Genomic DNA, 16,438 nt, shown 5'->3' on the forward strand with positions numbered 1-16,438 from the left:
CAATGCGCACTTCGCCCAATCGCTTGATCGCCACCATTTTCGGAGCCGTGTACCTTTTGGTAGGCGTGCTCGGATTCTTCGTCACCGCGGGAACCGGGTTCTTCGCCACGGAAGGTTCCAACCTGATCATCTTCGCGGTGAACCCCCTGCACAACGTCATTCACCTGGCCATCGGTGCAGCCCTTCTTTATGCGGGCATGAACAGTGTCACGCTTTCCAAATCCGTCAACACGGCTGTGGGCGGCGTCTACCTGCTGGTGGGTATCCTCGGGCTGTTCCTCGTGGGAACTTCGCTGAACATCATCGCCCTGAACGGGGCAGATAACGTGCTGCACCTGGCCAGCGCTGTGGTGCTTCTGGGTGTGGCCCTGTCCCAGGACAAGGCCGTCGTCGTCTCAGCCCGCGCCTGATCAGGGAACCCCTGACCGCGAAACCATCGAGACCGAGGACAGTGCCATGGCAGTCAAACACCACCCCACACTGAACGCCGCCGCGTTGTTGTTCGTCTACTTCGCTGCCATGGCCAGCGGAATGGTGGAGCTGTCCATTGCGTCCGGCTACCTCACAGAAGCTGGCGCGCCTGGCTTGGTGGTTCTCGGAGTGGTGGCTCTCGGAGCCGGCCTGGCCTTCCTGGCGTGGTCTTTGTGGGGGCTCCACCGGAACTCCCTTGTCTTCCGTCGGCTTGCCTTTCCCGCTCTGGCGGTTGCCGCCGCTGCCCACATCGCCGTCCTCGCAGGGGCTTTGGCGGCCAGTGAACGCTCGCTTGAAGTGAGCCATCTTGCCGCCCTGGGGCTAACGCTGATGGCACTTGGCGGAGGCGGTTGGCTGGGCCGGCAGCAAAAGACCAACGACGGCGGCGCCCACGGCCTGCCAAGGACCGGGCGGCTTCTGGCAGCCGCGTTCGGGGCCGCCGTCGTTGTTGCATCAGTGGCCACGCCGGGATTGGCCGCATCCATGGCCGGCCAACACGCCGTGCCCCATGGGGAACATGGACTGGCGCCCTCTGGAGGAACACCTCCAACACTGGTTCCAAGCCGCCACCACTAGTGGCAATGGCCCCGGACCGGCGCACCATCAGCATTGCCCACTGTTGATGGTGCGCCCGGTTCGTGGATCATGGAGCCATGGATCCCGTTGAGGCGCTCGAAGAAATCTCCTTTTGGTTGGAACGCGGCCAAGCCCCCACCTTCAAGGTCCAGGCCTTCAGGAAAGCGGCCGACGCCGTTCGGCAGCTTCCGCCCGACGAGTTGGCCAGGCTCATCCGGAACGGAAGAGTCACCAGCCTGAAAGGTGTTGGGGACCGAAGCGCGGAAGTCATCACCCAGGCTATGGAAGACAAGGTCCCCGATTATCTGGCCGACCTTCGCGAGCGTGGCGCGGAATCCTTGGCGTCCGGTGGCGACACCCTCAAGGCTGCGTTACGCGGTGACCTGCACAGCCACAGCAATTGGTCCGACGGCGGCTCACCGATTGAAACCATGGTGGCTGCAGCCAAAACCCTGGGCCGTGAATACCTTGCCCTCACTGACCACTCCCCCAACCTGACCATCGCCAACGGCCTCAGCGTTGAACGGCTTGAAAAACAGCTCGGCGTGGTGGAAGGGATCAACGCCGATCAGGACGGCTTCCGGTTGCTCAAAGGCATCGAAGTGGACATCCTGGAGGACGGGACACTGGACCAATCGCCGGAAATGCTGGATCGGCTGGACGTGGTGGTGGCCAGTGTCCACTCGAAGCTGCGCTCGGATAAGAAGACCATGACCAAGCGGATGCTTGGCGGGATCAGTGATCCACACACGAACGTCTTGGGGCATTGCACTGGCCGCCTGGTCCAAGGATCGCGCGGCACCCGGCCTGAGTCCGAATTCGATGCCATGAAGGTCTTCACCGAATGTGCCGAGTGGGGTGTCGCCGTCGAAATCAATTCACGCCCAGAGCGGCAGGACCCTCCGGACGCGCTGATCAAGATGGCGCTTGATGCGGGCTGCCTCTTCAGCATTGACAGTGATGCCCATGCCCCCGGCCAACTCGATTTCCTTCAGTACGGCGCCGAACGTGCCGAGGCACTTGGGGTGCCAAAGGAACGGATCGTCACCACTTGGCCTTTGGAACAGTTGAAGGAATGGCTCAGCCTCAAGAAGTGAATCAGTGGTGCAGGCCTGAGGGCTCCCCCGCCGTTTGGCAGAAGGAGCCCCCGCGTGTGGCCCTGATCCTTGTTGAACTTTAGTGATCCACCGCTTTCTCTGCACCGATACCTGTCAGCGAGCGGACTTCCATCTCCGCTTGCTTGGCCGGATCCTCGCGGCGCTTATCCAGGACGGTCCCCAGCCAGCCCAGCAGGAAGGCGAGGGGGATCGATACGATGCCCGGGTTGCTCAGCGGGAAGAACGCGAAGTTGGCTCCCTGGATCATGGACGTCTTTGCACCGGAAACCACGGGCGAGAACGTGATAAGCAGAATGGCCGAGGCCAGGCCGCCGTACATGCTCCATACGGCGCCCTGGGTGGTGAACTTCCGCCAGAACAACGAGTAGACGATGGTTGGCAGGTTGGCAGAAGCTGCCACGGCGAAGGCAAGAGCCACCAGGAAGGCGACGTTCTGGCCGTTGGCGAAGATGCCACCGAGGATGGCCAGGATACCGATCACTACTACGGTGCGCCGGGCCACCTTAACCTCTGTGGTGGCATCGGCTTTGCCCTTTGAGATGACGTTGGCGTAGATGTCATGGGCAAAGGACGCCGCCGCTGTGATGGTGAGGCCGGCAACGACGGCCAGGATAGTTGCAAAAGCGACGGCGGATATGAAGCCGAGCAGGAGCGGACCGCCGAGGTGGAAGGCCAGCAGGGGCGCGGCAGAGTTGACGCCGCCTGGTGCCGATTTGATGGTGTCTGCTCCAACCAAAGCTGCTGCACCGTAACCCAGTACCAGCGTGAACAGGTAGAACAGGCCGATCAGCCAGATCGACCAGACCACGGATTTGCGTGCTTCCTTGGCGGTGGGGACCGTGTAGAAACGCATCAAAACATGTGGGAGGGCGGCCGTGCCAAGGACCAACGCCAAGCCCAGGGACATGAAATCAAGCTTGGTCGTCTCCGTCTTGCCGTACTGCAGGCCTGGGTTGAGAACGGCCGGGTTGTTGGCGGCCTCGGCCGCGGAACCGAGCAGATTGGAGAGATTGAAGCCGTAGATCGCCAGTACCCAGGCAGTCATGACTGCAGCTCCTGCGATCAGCAGGATGGCTTTGATGATCTGCACCCACGTGGTGCCCTTCATGCCTCCGATGAGGACATACATGATCATCAAGGCGCCGACGACGATGATCACCAAAGCTTGTCCGCCCCAGTCGCTGATGCCCAAGAGGAGCGAAATCAAGCTACCGGCTCCTGCCATTTGCGCGAGGAGGTAAAAGAAGCAAACCGCAAGGGTGGAGAGGGCAGCCGCGATGCGGACCGGCCGCTGGCGCAGCCTGAACGATAAGACATCGGCCATGGTGAACTTGCCGGTGTTGCGCAAGAGCTCGGCCACGAGGAGCAATGCCACCAACCATGCGACGAGGAAGCCGATGGAGTAAAGGAACCCGTCATATCCGTTGATAGCAATGGCGCCCGTGATGCCCAGGAACGAGGCCGCCGAAAGGTAGTCGCCAGCGATCGCTGTGCCGTTCTGTGAACCGGTGAACGAACGGCCTGCCGCATAGTAGTCCGCCGCGGTCTTGTTATTCCTGCTGGCCCGGAAGACGATCACCATGGTGACCGCCACGAAGAGGGCGAAAATGCCCATATTGAGCAGCGTCGTATCCTTCAATGCCGCGACGTTGACCGCTGGGACAATGGTGCTGATGTGGTTCGTGTTCATTTGGCTGCCCCGCGGATCACATTGCCGTCCTTATCGAACTGGTGGCCCTCGATCTCGTTGCGGATCTCGGCCGCGATGGGGTCCAGGTTCCTGTTGGAGTAGCTCACGTACCAAGCGGTGATGCCGAAAGTGGTGACAAATTGGAGCAGCCCGAGGATCAGGCCGACGTTGATGTTGCCCCAAACTTTGATGGACATGAAGCCGACGGCGTAGTCGGCCAAGAGAACGTAGGCGAAATACCAAAGCAGGAACGCCACTGCCATCGGGAAGACAAAACTGCGGTGCCGCTTGCGCAGCGTCTTGAACCGCTCCGTCTGCTGGACTTCCTGGAAGTCCACGGACGCCGTTGCGTCTTGGGGTTGGGCCTCATTACCCATGGTTCCTCCTGATTGTGATGTGTCCACATCAGCTCCACACGCTTTGCCAATGTGACTGCAATCACTATCGAACGCGCCGTGCCAGCGGTTCCAGAGAACCAGCTGCCACCGTCGCCCAACGGTCAGGATGCTGCGCCGAACGGTGGGATGTGAGAGAACGTTGGGGAAAACCCGTGGGGATGTGAGAGAACGTTGGGGAAAACGGCGCAGGATGTGAGCGGGCATCCCGCTACGCTGGCTCTATGCCTGACTCCCCGCTCTTCACTGCAGCCGCGATCGCCGTGATCGTGCTGGCGGTCGCCGTCGTCGTGGGTGTTGGGCTGAAGGTGATCCGCTCCTTCCGGGACCTGGGCACGGATGCTGAGCGGGCCACCTACAACACACTTCATGCTGCCTCGCGTGCTGGGCAGCATCTGCGTGGCGGACTTCAGGCCTCCGGCGCGGCCAAGGCGAGCAAGCAACTGCGAATGCTCCTCGGCTGTGATGCCTTGGCCATCACGGACACCGGTTCGGTCCTTGCCTGGGACGGGGTTGCGGAGGAGCTACGGCCTTCCCTCATGCGTCTCGCCGCGGAAGTGCTGGCGACGGGCCGGACTGCCGTGGTGCCCCACGTCGGGCATTCGACGTCCGCAAAATCCGAGCACGGCAACCACGATTTCAGTGCCGTCATTGCCCCCATCCGTGCTGGCTCCAAAGTGGTCGGTTCGGTGGCAGCACTGGCGCCTGCAGCTGGAGCCGGGCTGGTGAGGGCCACAAGCGAAGTGGCTGACTGGATTGCCGCCCAGCTTGAGCTGGCTGAGTTGGAGGCTTCGCGGACGCTGCTGATGGAGGCCGAAGTCCGGGCTCTTCGTGCCCAAATCAGCCCGCATTTCATTTACAACTCCTTGAACGCGATCGCTTCCTTCATCAATACTGATCCCGCCCGGGCAAGGGAGCTCGTGGTGGAGTTCGCCGACTTCACGAGGTACTCCTTCCGAAGGCACGGCGACTTCACCACCGTGGCCGAGGAACTGCGCTGCATCGACCGCTACCTCCTTCTGGAACGGGCCCGGTTCGGCGAGCGCGTGCAGGTGAGCCTTCGGATCGCACCCGAGGTGCTGAGCACTGTCATACCGTTCCTTAGCCTGCAACCGCTGGTGGAGAACGCGGTCCGGCACGGCCTTGAGGCGAAGGAAGGCCCTGGACACATCAGCATTTGCGCCAACGATTCGGGCGCGTTCGCCGAGGTCACCATCGAGGACGACGGCGTGGGCATGGACCCGGAGCACCTGCGGTCCGTGCTTGCCGGACATACAGACGGTGAGCACGTGGGCTTGCGGAACGTCGATGCCCGCTTGCGGCAGGTCTATGGGGACGAGCACGGCCTCGTCATCGAAACGGCCCCAGGCGAGGGGACGCTGATCACCATGCGGGTGCCCAAATCCCAGCCCGGACATGACGCCTGACACACGGGGCTAATCTTTAATCATGATCAACGTGCTCGTCGCTGACGACGAACTGCCCGCCGTGGAGGAGCTCGCTTTCCTGCTCGGGCGGGATGCGCGCATTGGCACCATCCATCGGGCCTCTTCCGGGGCCGAGGCTTTGCGGATGTTGGAACGGGAGTCAGTTGACGCCGTGTTCCTTGACATCCATATGCCTGCCCTTTCCGGCTTGGACATCGCCCGCGCCATCGCGCGCAGCAGCAGCCCGCCCGCCGTCGTGTTTGTCACCGCTGATGAAGACTGCGCGTTGGAGGCCTTCGACCTCGCGGCCATTGACTATCTCCTCAAGCCGCTCCGTGCCGAACGGCTGGCACGTTCCGTGGACCGGATCAGCGAGCTGATCAAGGACGGCGCTCCTGCTCCCGAAATGATCACGGTGGACCTGGGAAGCACCACCCGCATGATCCGTCGGGATGATGTCAGCTACGTGCAGGCGCAGGGCGATTACGCCAGATTGCACACGGCCGAAGCCAGCTACCTGATCCGCGTCCCGCTCGGCGATCTGGAACAGAAGTGGGCCGAAGCCGGGTTCATCCGGATCCACCGCAGCTACCTGATTGCCTTGGACCATGTGGGGCATTTGAAGCTCTCTGCCACCGCCCCCAGCGTAAGAGTGGCTGGCGCGGAACTGCCCATTAGCCGGCGCCACCTGCCATCGGTGCGTGACAAGCTGCAATCCACCCGCATCCGGCCTCAAGGATGACGCGCGTTCGGGTCACAGCACCACGCCGAACAGCGATACCGGCCCCCACCCGGTTCCCTTACGGTGGGGAAGTCGCCGAGGATTCGGATGTGGGACGTGTTTTCGTCCGTTCCCTTATCCGCTCGCAGTTGCGGCTCGCCTTGGTGGTGGCTTGCGGCTTCCTGCTGATCCTTGCTTCGTTCGCTGTGTTGCTGGTCTTCGGACCAGGGGTGGCTGAGACAAGGATCCTGGGCATTCCGCTCGACTGGCTGTTGCTGGGGCTGGGGATCTACCCTGTGATCGGCCTCAGTGCCTGGCTCTACAACCGCGCGGCGGCACGCAATGAAGCCCGATATCGGGACCTTGTGGAGGACAAGTGAACCCTGCTGTTGGCTTGGTCGCCTTTCTGGCAGTTTCGATCACGACGGCGGTCATCGGCTTCTATGGCCTGCGCATCTCACGCACGACGGGTGACTTCTACGTTGCATCACGCACAGTCCCGCCGTGGTGGAATGCTTCAGCGATTGGGGGCGAATACCTGTCCGCCGCGAGTTTCCTGGGAGTCGCGGGACTGATCCTGCTGTCCGGAACCGATGCCTTGTGGTTCCCTGTTGGTTACACGGCTGGTTACCTCATGCTGTTGCTTTTCGTTGCCGCTCCCCTGCGGCGCTCCGGCGCGTACACCATCCCTGACTTCACGGAGGCGCGCCTGGATTCCAGGATGGTGCGACGCGTCACAAGCCTGGTGGTGGTGGCCGTCGGCTGGCTGTACATCGTGCCGCAGCTTCATGGCGCTGCGCTCACCATCCGCATCACCACGGGCCTGCCGTCGTGGGTAGGCTCGACGGCGGTGGTGCTGGTGGTGTGCCTGACGGTGGTGGCTGGTGGGATGCGGTCCATTACGTTCGTTCAGGCTTTCCAATATTGGCTCAAGCTGACTGCGTTGGCCGTTCCTGTGATATTCGTGCTCCTGGTGCTGGCTGGAAACGACACCCCGCACCAAGCCCAACTCCCGGTCAATCCCACTGGCCAGCCAGCCGCCAGCGCATATCAGAACATTTCACTCATGGTGGCACTGCTGTTCGGGACACTGGGCCTGCCGCACGTCCTGGTGCGCTTCTACACAAATCCCGATGGACAATCCGCACGCCGCACTACACTGATCGTCCTGGGGCTGCTTTCCGTCTTTTACCTCTTCCCCACTCTTTCCGGTGCTCTGGGAAGAATCTTCGCCCCGGAACTTGCGCAGTCCGGACAGGCCGATGCCTTGGTCCTGCTGTTGCCCGGCAAACTCGTGGGAGGAACAGCCGGTGAACTCCTCTCAGCACTCGTCGTCGCCGGTGCTTTCGCAGCGTTCCTGTCCACCACGTCCGGGCTGGTAGTTTCGCTCTCAGGCGTCATCAGCCAGGACCTCTTTGGAGGAAGCGTCCGGGGATTCCGCCTCGCAGCGCTGCTGGCCGCCGTCGTGCCTTTGGGTTTTGCTTTCATGACAGACACCCTGGCCTTGGCCGGGAGTGTTGGACTCGTCTTTGCCTTTACGGCCTCCACAATTTGTCCCGTATTGCTGCTGGGAATCTGGTGGCGTGGGCTGACCGATGCCGGGGCAATTGCGGGGATGGTGACAGGTGCGCTGCTGTGCGGCGGGGCCATGGTGATTGGCACTGTCTTGGGCCAAGGCAACGCTCCTGCATGGCTGGCCCAACCGGCTGCGTGGACGGTCCCGGCTGCTTTCGCAGTGACGGTGGCGGTTTCTGTCTGGACCAAGAACCGCGTGCCGGCTTCCGTGAACCGCGTGATGTCACGCCTGCACGTTCCAGAACGGCCAGTGGCTACCGAACGCTGACCACTGGCGAAGGACAGACCACTGGCGAAGACGACCACTGGCACTGAAACCGGCCACCTGTTGTCCGCGCATAGGGCAAGGTGGACAATGACGCCATGTCCGAAGAACCGGAACCGGCAGCGTCCCTGAGCATCCGGGCCCAGTTGCTGGCCACCGAACACTGGAGCCTTCTTGCTTCAAGGAGCACCACGCAAGGTGAGGTGCTCACGCGTATCAGCATGTTCCTGACCTTCACGTCCGCCAGCCTGCTGAGCGTGGCCCTCGTGGGTCAGGCTACGCAATTCTCCGAAGCCTTCAGGGCATTCGCGCTGACCATCCTCACCATCGACCTCATGGTGGGCCTCCTCACCCACATACGCGTCATAAGCGTCGGGATGGAGGATCTGATGTACGTCATCGCCATGAACCGGTTGCGGGCCGCGTACGTGGAGCTGGACCCAGACATGGCCAGGTACCTGATGGCTGGGTTCCACGACGACAGGGAAGGTTCGAAACGAACGTACTACTTCTTCGGCGGCAGGAAGGACTTCAGCCAGGTGGCTGGCAGCAGCATGGTATTCATGGCAACCGTAAACGCAGCCCTGATCGCCTTGTTGGTTGGCTCGGCGCTGTTGGTTGCCGGACTGCCGGGCGCTGTCGCGGTGAGCGTTGCCATAGTGGCAGCGCTCGCTTTTTTCGTTACGGTAATGGGCCGCGGCAGGCGCCGCTACCTCGATGTGTGGAAGAACAACCCACCCATCTCACCAACGCCACGGTAGTTTTGTGGCCTTTTAGTCGATGGCCGCCATCAGTTCAACCACGCGGTCAAGGAATGCATCCACCTGGGCCTCGTCATAGCCTTCGTCCCCCTTGGCGGCGCGGAAGACTGCACGCCGCACGGTGTCCACGCTGAGGGGCTGATCATGTTCCAGGTAACCGATGAGTTCGGCGCAAAGTGCATCCACGTCCTGGACGTTGTAGCTGCGGACTTTCTTCTTGGCCGGGCGGCGGAATCGTTCGCCGTCGGGCCGGTGCAGCCGTCCACGAAGGATGCCGGAGAGCTTACCGATCTGCCGCAACCAGGCTTCCTCGCCCTGCTGGCTGATGAGGTCGTCGCGTTCCCGGCGCGCGAAGGCGTCCTCAAGCCGGTCCAACGCGGCGTCGACGCTGTTGGCGTCGTAACCACCCTTGACCGGGTCAAAAGCTACATCGCGCACATCCGTGCTGGCCACTTGATCGGCGGCACCCACAGGGTTCTCGAAAGAAGTCCTGGCACGGCTAAGGAACGCATCCACTTGCTTGGCGTTGTAGCCGTACTTGCTGCGCTCAACGCGATCGAACGTTGCGGGAATCTGGCGACGAATATCCAAGGCCACTAATTTTCCTTCATCGGGGTTGTCAGACGCCGCTCAGCAGCGCGAACAGAACATAGGCTACAGGGGCCGCGAAGACGATCGAGTCCAAACGGTCCATGACGCCACCGTGGCCGGGGAGGATGCTGCTCATGTCCTTCACGCCAAGTTCGCGCTTGACCATGGACTCGGCGAGGTCTCCCGCCGTCGAAGCAGCAACCATGCCGGTAGCCAGCACCAGGCCAACCCACCACGGTTTGTCCAAAATGAGGACACACGCGAGAACGCCAATGATCATGGCACCCGCGACAGAACCCGCAAATCCTTCCCAGGACTTTTTGGGACTGATTTTCGGTGCCATGGGGTGCTTCCCGAAGGAGGCGCCCACGATGTAACCGAAGGTGTCATTCGATACGACCAGGAGCAGCATCGTGGCAATCTGCCAGGCTCCCCCTGGAATGCCGTCGGGCCATAAGCCGACTGGAGTCGCGCCACCGCTTGCATGCAGCGGGAGCGCGGCGAAGCTGATCAGGAACGGTATCCAGGCGAGAGTGAAGACACCCGCGAAAACGCTGCGGGGAGCGCCTGCAGCACTCTCGATGGAGCGCCACAGCAGCACTGCGACGCAGCTTGCCGTCATGGTGAACAACAGGCCTTCCAAACCGCCAAAGTAGGCGGAAACCGGCATCACCAGCGTTCCGATCATCACGGGGATGATCGGCATCCTGGTTCCCTGGGCCTCAAGTGCCCTGAAAACTTCCCAAACGCCCAGCACCGCAAACGATGTGGTGAGCAGGACGAATCCAAGCGGAAGGAACAGCAATCCCCCAAGAACGGCGAAAAGCATGGCAAGCCCGACGCCGATGGCAGCCGGAAGATTCCGGCCTGCCTTCGGCGTCGGGTTCCCTCGCAAACGCCTGACGCGTTTGCTCGTATCGCGTGTCGGGACCCTCCCAGCGGGTGCCGGCTCTGCCTGGTTCATTAGACCTCGAGCAGCTCGGCTTCCTTGCGCTTGAGCAGTTCGTCGATGCTGTCGACGTGCTGCTTGGTGATGGCGTCGAGTTCCTTCTCACCGCGCGAACCTTCGTCCTCGCCGGCGTCGCCGTCCTTGACGAACTTGTCGATAGCGTCCTTGGCCTTGCGGCGGATGCTGCGGATGGAAACCTTGGCGTCTTCACCCTTGCCCTTGACGATCTTGACGTATTCCTTGCGGCGCTCCTTGGTGAGCTCCGGGATGGTGACACGGATGATGTTGCCGTCGTTGGAGGGGTTGGCGCCAACCTCGGAGTCACTCAAGGCTTTCTCGATGTCACGCAGGGCCGTCTTGTCGTACGGCGTGATGAGGATGGTCCGGGCGTCCGGAACTGCGAAGGATGCCAGCTGCTGCAACGGAGTGGGAGTGCCGTAGTACTCCACGATCACCTTGTTGTAGAGCCCGGGGTTTGCCCGGCCCGTACGGATCGAGGCGAAATCTTCCTTGGCTACCTCAACCGCCTTGTCCATCTTCTCGCCGGCTTCGAGCAAGGTCTCTTCGATCACGGGTTTCTCCTCAGAAAATAGTCGCTGCCCAACTGCGGGCGGCAATGCACGTTACAGGAATGCACAGTAAAGATCCGCCACGAGGGGCGGACGGTCCTAGAAATATCCTAGCCGCTGCTAGGGAGTAACCAGGGTTCCCAGCGTTTCACCCAGGATGGCGCGGGTAACGTTGCCCTCGCCCTCCATGCCAAAGACCACCATGGACAGGTTGTTGTCCTTGCACATGGTCATGGCTGTCTGGTCCATGACACGGATGTCCCGGCGCAGGGCGTCGTCATAGCTGAGGACATCAAGCTTTTCGGCGGAGGAATCCTTCTTGGGATCTGCGGTGTAGACGCCATCCACACCGCTCTTGGCCATCAGTACGACGTCGGCGTGGACTTCGAGCGCACGCTGGGCAGCTACCGTGTCCGTGGAGAAGTACGGCAGGCCGGCTCCTGCACCGAAGATGACCACGCGGCCCTTTTCCATGTGGCGGATGGCCCGGCGCGGAATGTACGCCTCTGCTACCTGGCCCATGGTGATGGCGCTTTGGACGCGGGTTTCGACGCCCGCTTGCTCCAGGAAATCCTGCAGCGCAAGGCAGTTCATGACCGTGCCGAGCATGCCCATGTAGTCCGCACGGGACCGGTCCATGCCGCTCTGGGATAGTTCGGCTCCGCGGAAGAAGTTTCCACCGCCAACCACAATGGCTACTTCAACGTCAGCGACCGCAGCAGCGATCTGCTTGGCAATAGCGCGGACGGTTTCAGGATCGACGCCGAGCTTGCCTCCGCCGATGACCTCGCCGGACAGTTTCAGAAGTACACGGCGGCGGGTCTTCTCGGGCTGGATTGCAGTATTGACGGTTTCCATGGTGCCTTCCCGTTGGTGGACTCTGGCTAGATTATCGTGCTGTGGGTCCGCGCAGATACTACCCGGACGGGTGCATGAAAAAGGGGCGGCCACCGAAGTGACCACCCCTTTTCATGAATTACTAGTTTCCGACGCGGAAACGGGATACTGCGGTTGCCTTGACGCCGGCTTCTTCGAGGACCTGTGCAACGGTCTTCTTGGAATCCTTGGCGAATGCCTGGTCAACCAGGACCTCGCCCTTGTAGAAGCCCGTCACGCGGCCTTCAACAATCTTGGCGAGTGCAGCTTCCGGCTTGCCTTCAGCCTTGGCAGTCTCTTCAGCGATGCGGCGCTCGGACTCGACCAGTTCGGCCGGGACGTCTTCGCGGGTCAGGTAGTTCGGAGCCATGGCTGCCACGTGGACGGCGATGTCGTGTGCTGCGGTGGCAGCGGTTTCGCCTTCACCGTCAACAGCGAACAGGACGCCGACCTGTGCAGGAAGGTCCTTGGAGGTCTTGTGCAGGTAAGCGTCAACCGTGGTGCCCTCAACGCGGGAAATACGGCGGACAACAACCTTTTCGCCGAGGACAGCGCCCTCTTCGATGACGATCTCGGACAGCGGCTTGCCGTCGACCTCGGTGGCGAGCAGGGTTTCGAGGTCGGCAGCGCCGGACTCGACTGCAACGTTGAGGACCTTGTCAGCGAGCTGGATGAACTTGTCAGCCTTGGCGACGAAGTCGGTCTCGCAGTTGACCTCGATCATTACGCCCACGCCGCCGGTAACCTTGGCAGCAACCAGGCCCTCAGCGGTGGAGCGGCCTTCGCGCTTGGTAGCGCCCTTCAGGCCCTTGATGCGGATGATCTCGATGGCCTTCTCGGCGTCACCGTTGGCCTCGTCAAGAGCCTTCTTGACGTCCATCATGCCGGCGCCGGTGCGCTCGCGCAGGGCCTTGATGTCAGCAGCAGTGTAGTTCGCCATGTGAACCCCTCTGTCTAGAAAGTTGTGTGTTTACGGACTGACAGGACGGCAGCCCACCATGTGAGCCGCCATCCTGTCAGATGCCCCCGTTGCCGTTTCCGGCCTCAGGGAAGGTCCAGATTTACTTGGCTTCTTCGGCTTCGCCGGATGCAGCTTCAGTAGCTTCGGCAGCGGGAGCTTCAGCAGCCTCGGCGGCCGGAGCTTCTTCAGCCTTGCTGCCTTCGAGGAGCTCGCGCTCCCACTCGGCCAGCGGCTCTTCCGGAGCCTCGGTGGTGCCGGTGGCGCGCTGGTTGCGGGCGATGAGGCCCTCAGCAACGGCGTCGGCAACAACGCGGGTGAGCAGGTTGACGGAGCGGATGGCGTCGTCGTTGCCCGGGATCGGGAAGTCAACTTCGTCGGGATCGCAGTTGGTGTCCAGGATGGCAACAACCGGGATGTTCAGCTTCTTGGCTTCGTCGACAGCAAGGTGTTCCTTCTTGGTGTCAACAACCCACAGAACAGACGGGGCCTTGGTCAGGTTGCGGATACCACCGAGGTTGGACTCAAGCTTGGTGAGTTCGCGCTTGAGGAGCAGGAGCTCCTTCTTGGTGTAACCGGAGCCGGCGACGTCCTCGAAGTTGATCTCTTCGAGTTCCTTCATGCGCTGGATACGCTTGGCGACAGTCTGGAAGTTGGTGAGCATACCGCCCAACCAACGCTGGTTCACGTACGGCTGGCCAACGCGGGTAGCCTGCTCGGCAATTGCTTCCTGAGCCTGCTTCTTGGTGCCGACGAACAGGACGGTGCCGCCGTGGGCGACAGTAGCCTTGACGAACTCGTAGGCGCGGTCGATGTAGGACAGCGACTGCTGGAGGTCAATGATGTAGATGCCGTTGCGCTCCGTGAAGATGAAGCGCTTCATCTTCGGGTTCCAACGACGGGTCTGGTGTCCAAAGTGGACGCCGCTGTCAAGCAGCTGGCGCATAGTTACGACGGGCATGCCGACGCTCCTTCCGGCAGGTCATTCATGAGAGAGCCCATGGGGCTGCTCTTACCCTGCCAATAGTTGACGGTTGTTTAGCCTTTGCCCGGATGGGCGCGGCTCCTGGCATCCATTGCGCTTCCCATCCGGGGTGGGGCCGCAAAGGCTCAACCGGACCGCAAGAGGCACAATCCTCCGCAGCCTAAAGCCAAGAGGCTTCGCTGGTGGAGGGCTGGATACGCGTAGTCAGCTCTGGACCCTCACATATCTGAATGAGACATGTTCCTGAATTAGCTTGAGGGCACAGCAAACTGCTCCACCAAGTGTACTACAGCGGCACCACTCGTTTGACCGCCCGAACGCGGATGTTGTCCACATAAGACAGTCCGGGGATGGTACGGCAGGGCGGGAGCGGAAAGCCTTGGTTCATGGCCATTTTGAAGCTCTCCATATCCACTTTTGTCCTCGCCGTAACCCTGGCCGGAATCCCCGGCGCCACATCGCCGGCAGAGGCGCGGTGGAGCTGGCCCCTCTCCCCTGAACCCGCCGTCCTTCGGACGTTCGATCCGCCGGACAAGCCGTGGCTAAGCGGACACCGCGGCGTGGACCTGGGGCAAGCGTTCGACGGCGCTACGGTCACCGCGCCGTCCGATGGCGTGGTGACCTTTGCCGGCGTCGTGGTTGACCGTCCGGTCCTGACGATCGATCATGGCGAGGGCCTACGCAGCAGCTTTGAGCCGGTGACCAGTGATCTGAAGCCTGGAGATACGGTTCGCAAAGGCCAGGCGATTGGCTCCCTGGCCTCCGGACACTGCAGCCCCACAGCTTGCCTGCATTGGGGCGTCCGCCGCGGCGAGGATTACGTCAACCCTTTGGGATTCGTGGAGGACCTGAGGCCATCCATCCTGCTGCCGCTGGAATAGAGGGCAGGAACGGGAGCCTGGTATCTAGACGATGGCAGAAAACCTACACGATGGCCGAGACTCCCGTGATAGCCCGCCCAGTCACCAGGGTGTTGATCTCGTGCGTGCCTTCATAGGAGTAGATGGCCTCGGCATCGGAGAAGATCTTGGCCATTTCGTAGTCCGTGACAATGCCATTGCCGCCCAGGATTCCGCGGCCAAGGGCAACACTTTCCCGCATACGTGCGGTAGTGAACGCCTTCGCCAAGGCTGACTGCTCGTCCTTTGCAACCCCCGCGTCCTCAAGCTGGGCCAAACGCACCATCATGCCCATTGATGCCACCGCGTTGCCCAGGATCTGAACCAACTGGTTCTGCACCAGCTGGAAGGCCGCCAAGGGCCTGCCAAATTGCTGGCGCTCCACGGCGTACGATCGGGCAACATCGAAGGCGGCGAGCTGAAGCCCCACCGCCTGCCAGGCGACGGCGAGCCGGGTCACCTTGAGGACTTTGTTGGTATCGCGGAAGCTGTTGGCGTTGGCCAGCTTGAAGAAGTCCGGCACCACCACGTTGTCCAGGATGATGTCCGCGTTCTGAACGGTACGCAGGGAGATCTTGTTCTCGATCTTGCTTGCCGAGTATCCGGGCAGCGAGGTGTCCACGAGGAATGCCTTGACTTGGTTGTCTTCCACATCCTTGGCGTAGATGACCACCCAATCGGAGAACGTGGCGTTGCCGATCCATCGCTTGGCACCGTTGAGGATCCAGTGGCCCCCATCGCGCCGTGCGGTGGTCCGGGTACCACCGGCCACATCCGAACCACCCAGAGGCTCGGTCAGGCCGAAGGCGCCGATCTTCTTCAGGGAGTAGATGTCCGGAAGCCAGGCATCCTTCTGCTCCTGGGAAGCGAGGGCTTCGATGGAGCCGGTGAACAGTCCATCATGCACGCCCATGAACGTCGCAATGGAAGCATCGGCGCGGGTCACTTCCGCATGGAGAATGCCCGCGAAGAGGTTCGAATAGCCTTGCCGACGCACAGGGCTGACAAGGTCAATCTCCGCCAACTTGGGGATGAGCTCCATGGGAAATTCAGCACGGTTCCAGCAATCCACGGCGATGGGCTTGACCTCGCGGGCCAGGAATTCGCGAACCTCGGCCAGGCGGTCCCGCTCCTTCCCCGTCAGCAGCTGCTCAAAGGCGTAGAAGTCACCATCGGCATAAGGGAGGTTGTTGGCATCGAATGCAGCGTTGGACATGTGCGCTCCTTCAAGGGTGGTCACCTGCGACCACGTCACGGCCCCGGAAGTTACCGGCGAGTAGTAAGTTACTGATGAGTAACATACCGCAGTTGCACGGTTCACCGCAACGAGACGACTGGAGTAATTCAGGCTTCAGGGATTTTCACAGCGGGATCCCTTACCCGGCGATGGCGCACAGCGGGAACACAAAGGAGCCGTGGCCGACGTATGAAACGCCAACCACGGCTCCCGTGTAAAGGTAGGGCTACTCGGACTTGAACCGAGGACCTTAGGATTATGAGTCCCGCGCTCTAACCAGCTGAGCTATAGCCCCGTGACGCCCCTCCAGCCGCTGAGAAGCAGCAGTCGGGGCAAATGCACTCTAGCAATACTAATAGCTACTCGAGAGTGCTT

18 protein-coding genes and 1 tRNA gene are annotated in these 16,438 nt (G+C 61.6%); 9 read left to right on the forward strand and 10 right to left on the reverse strand.

Going from position 1 to position 16,438, the window contains the following annotated elements; all coding sequences use genetic code 11:
• The first annotated feature begins 2 nt into the window (after positions 1-2).
• From AC1DD7_RS02430 to AC1DD7_RS02440, 3 genes are all read left to right on the forward strand, one after another.
• Positions 3-410 carry a DUF4383 domain-containing protein gene (locus AC1DD7_RS02430; protein ID WP_477513645.1) on the forward strand — a complete coding sequence of 136 codons (408 nt, stop codon included), beginning with the start codon at positions 3-5 and terminating at the stop codon, positions 408-410.
• 46 nt (positions 411-456) lie between these two features.
• A complete protein-coding gene (locus tag AC1DD7_RS02435) occupies positions 457-1,047 on the forward strand; it encodes a hypothetical protein (protein ID WP_477513646.1) in 591 nt (196 codons plus the stop codon).
• A gap of 77 nt (positions 1,048-1,124) precedes the next feature.
• A complete protein-coding gene (locus AC1DD7_RS02440; protein ID WP_477513647.1) occupies positions 1,125-2,144 on the forward strand; it encodes a PHP domain-containing protein in 1,020 nt (339 codons plus the stop codon).
• A gap of 79 nt (positions 2,145-2,223) precedes the next feature.
• On the opposite strand, the gene AC1DD7_RS02445 is transcribed toward AC1DD7_RS02440, so the two are convergent.
• Together AC1DD7_RS02445 and AC1DD7_RS02450 are read right to left on the reverse strand one after the other, a co-directional pair.
• Positions 2,224-3,855, reverse strand: a complete 1,632-nt coding sequence (locus AC1DD7_RS02445; protein ID WP_477513648.1) for a solute symporter family protein — start codon at positions 3,853-3,855, stop codon at positions 2,224-2,226.
• Positions 3,852-4,232, reverse strand: a complete 381-nt coding sequence (locus tag AC1DD7_RS02450; RefSeq protein ID WP_477513649.1) for a DUF485 domain-containing protein — start codon at positions 4,230-4,232, stop codon at positions 3,852-3,854. The genes AC1DD7_RS02445 and AC1DD7_RS02450 overlap by 4 nt, the downstream gene beginning before the upstream one ends.
• A gap of 242 nt (positions 4,233-4,474) precedes the next feature.
• Between AC1DD7_RS02450 and AC1DD7_RS02455 the strand changes: the two genes are divergently transcribed.
• The 5 genes from AC1DD7_RS02455 (at position 4,475) to AC1DD7_RS02475 (ending at position 8,999) form a co-directional block, all read left to right on the forward strand.
• On the forward strand, positions 4,475-5,677 hold the full coding sequence (locus AC1DD7_RS02455) for a sensor histidine kinase (protein WP_477513650.1): 1,203 nt from the start codon (positions 4,475-4,477) through the stop codon (positions 5,675-5,677).
• A 22-nt stretch (positions 5,678-5,699) separates the two neighbouring features.
• Positions 5,700-6,419 carry a LytR/AlgR family response regulator transcription factor gene (locus tag AC1DD7_RS02460; RefSeq protein ID WP_477513651.1) on the forward strand — a complete coding sequence of 240 codons (720 nt, stop codon included), beginning with the start codon at positions 5,700-5,702 and terminating at the stop codon, positions 6,417-6,419.
• Complete coding sequence (locus tag AC1DD7_RS02465) at positions 6,416-6,778, forward strand: DUF485 domain-containing protein (RefSeq protein WP_477513652.1); 363 nt, start codon at positions 6,416-6,418, stop codon at positions 6,776-6,778. The genes AC1DD7_RS02460 and AC1DD7_RS02465 overlap by 4 nt, the downstream gene beginning before the upstream one ends.
• Positions 6,775-8,241, forward strand: coding sequence for a sodium/solute symporter (locus AC1DD7_RS02470; protein ID WP_477513653.1), 1,467 nt, complete (start codon positions 6,775-6,777; stop codon positions 8,239-8,241). Before AC1DD7_RS02465 ends, AC1DD7_RS02470 begins: the two co-directional genes overlap by 4 nt.
• 95 nt (positions 8,242-8,336) lie before the next feature.
• A complete protein-coding gene (locus AC1DD7_RS02475) occupies positions 8,337-8,999 on the forward strand; it encodes a hypothetical protein (protein WP_477513654.1) in 663 nt (220 codons plus the stop codon).
• Positions 9,000-9,011: 12 nt separating this feature from the next.
• On the opposite strand, the gene AC1DD7_RS02480 is transcribed toward AC1DD7_RS02475, so the two are convergent.
• The 6 genes from AC1DD7_RS02480 to rpsB all read right to left on the reverse strand — a co-directional run bounded on the left by AC1DD7_RS02480 (position 9,012) and on the right by rpsB (position 13,903).
• Complete coding sequence (locus tag AC1DD7_RS02480) at positions 9,012-9,596, reverse strand: DivIVA domain-containing protein (RefSeq protein ID WP_477513655.1); 585 nt, start codon at positions 9,594-9,596, stop codon at positions 9,012-9,014.
• Between the two features lie 22 nt (positions 9,597-9,618).
• On the reverse strand, positions 9,619-10,554 hold the full coding sequence (locus AC1DD7_RS02485) for a phosphatidate cytidylyltransferase (protein ID WP_477513656.1): 936 nt from the start codon (positions 10,552-10,554) through the stop codon (positions 9,619-9,621).
• Positions 10,554-11,111 carry a ribosome recycling factor gene (gene frr, locus AC1DD7_RS02490; protein WP_216925335.1) on the reverse strand — a complete coding sequence of 186 codons (558 nt, stop codon included), beginning with the start codon at positions 11,109-11,111 and terminating at the stop codon, positions 10,554-10,556. The genes AC1DD7_RS02485 and frr overlap by 1 nt, the downstream gene beginning before the upstream one ends.
• 117 nt (positions 11,112-11,228) lie before the next feature.
• The gene (gene pyrH / locus AC1DD7_RS02495; RefSeq protein WP_224092194.1) at positions 11,229-11,966 is read right to left on the reverse strand and encodes a UMP kinase; all 738 of its coding nucleotides are present in this window, start codon (positions 11,964-11,966) and stop codon (positions 11,229-11,231) included.
• A 121-nt stretch (positions 11,967-12,087) separates the two neighbouring features.
• A complete protein-coding gene (gene tsf, locus AC1DD7_RS02500; protein ID WP_431119372.1) occupies positions 12,088-12,924 on the reverse strand; it encodes a translation elongation factor Ts in 837 nt (278 codons plus the stop codon).
• 121 nt (positions 12,925-13,045) lie between these two features.
• Positions 13,046-13,903 (reverse strand): 30S ribosomal protein S2, encoded by an 858-nt coding sequence (rpsB, locus tag AC1DD7_RS02505; protein WP_477513657.1) that lies wholly within the window; start codon positions 13,901-13,903, stop codon positions 13,046-13,048.
• Between the two features lie 410 nt (positions 13,904-14,313).
• Between rpsB and AC1DD7_RS02510 the strand changes: the two genes are divergently transcribed.
• Positions 14,314-14,808 carry a M23 family metallopeptidase gene (locus AC1DD7_RS02510; protein WP_477513658.1) on the forward strand — a complete coding sequence of 165 codons (495 nt, stop codon included), beginning with the start codon at positions 14,314-14,316 and terminating at the stop codon, positions 14,806-14,808.
• Positions 14,809-14,851: 43 nt separating this feature from the next.
• On the opposite strand, the gene AC1DD7_RS02515 is transcribed toward AC1DD7_RS02510, so the two are convergent.
• Together AC1DD7_RS02515 and AC1DD7_RS02520 are read right to left on the reverse strand one after the other, a co-directional pair.
• Entirely contained in the window at positions 14,852-16,042 is a 1,191-nt protein-coding gene (locus AC1DD7_RS02515; RefSeq protein WP_477513659.1) for an acyl-CoA dehydrogenase family protein, read from the reverse strand.
• Positions 16,043-16,284: 242 nt separating this feature from the next.
• Positions 16,285-16,358, reverse strand: a tRNA-Ile gene (locus AC1DD7_RS02520).
• Between the last annotated feature and the right edge of the window lie 80 nt (positions 16,359-16,438).

The organism is Paenarthrobacter sp. 10L412 (assembly GCF_056395565.1).

Bases quoted from the DNA above. Each gene is read 5' to 3' on its own strand.
- AC1DD7_RS02430 (WP_477513645.1), top strand. From the start codon at position 3: ATGCGCACTTCGCCCAATCGCTTGATCGCCACCATTTTCGGAGCCGTG.
- AC1DD7_RS02435 (WP_477513646.1), top strand. From the start codon at position 457: ATGGCAGTCAAACACCACCCCACACTGAACGCCGCCGCGTTGTTGTTC.
- AC1DD7_RS02440 (WP_477513647.1), top strand. From the start codon at position 1,125: ATGGATCCCGTTGAGGCGCTCGAAGAAATCTCCTTTTGGTTGGAACGC.
- AC1DD7_RS02445 (WP_477513648.1), bottom strand. From the start codon at position 3,855: ATGAACACGAACCACATCAGCACCATTGTCCCAGCGGTCAACGTCGCG.
- AC1DD7_RS02450 (WP_477513649.1), bottom strand. From the start codon at position 4,232: ATGGGTAATGAGGCCCAACCCCAAGACGCAACGGCGTCCGTGGACTTC.
- AC1DD7_RS02455 (WP_477513650.1), top strand. From the start codon at position 4,475: ATGCCTGACTCCCCGCTCTTCACTGCAGCCGCGATCGCCGTGATCGTG.
- AC1DD7_RS02460 (WP_477513651.1), top strand. From the start codon at position 5,700: ATGATCAACGTGCTCGTCGCTGACGACGAACTGCCCGCCGTGGAGGAG.
- AC1DD7_RS02465 (WP_477513652.1), top strand. From the start codon at position 6,416: ATGACGCGCGTTCGGGTCACAGCACCACGCCGAACAGCGATACCGGCC.
- AC1DD7_RS02475 (WP_477513654.1), top strand. From the start codon at position 8,337: ATGTCCGAAGAACCGGAACCGGCAGCGTCCCTGAGCATCCGGGCCCAG.
- AC1DD7_RS02485 (WP_477513656.1), bottom strand. From the start codon at position 10,554: ATGAACCAGGCAGAGCCGGCACCCGCTGGGAGGGTCCCGACACGCGAT.
- pyrH (WP_224092194.1), bottom strand. From the start codon at position 11,966: ATGGAAACCGTCAATACTGCAATCCAGCCCGAGAAGACCCGCCGCCGT.
- tsf (WP_431119372.1), bottom strand. From the start codon at position 12,924: ATGGCGAACTACACTGCTGCTGACATCAAGGCCCTGCGCGAGCGCACC.
- rpsB (WP_477513657.1), bottom strand. From the start codon at position 13,903: ATGCCCGTCGTAACTATGCGCCAGCTGCTTGACAGCGGCGTCCACTTT.
- AC1DD7_RS02510 (WP_477513658.1), top strand. From the start codon at position 14,314: ATGGCCATTTTGAAGCTCTCCATATCCACTTTTGTCCTCGCCGTAACC.
- AC1DD7_RS02515 (WP_477513659.1), bottom strand. From the start codon at position 16,042: ATGTCCAACGCTGCATTCGATGCCAACAACCTCCCTTATGCCGATGGT.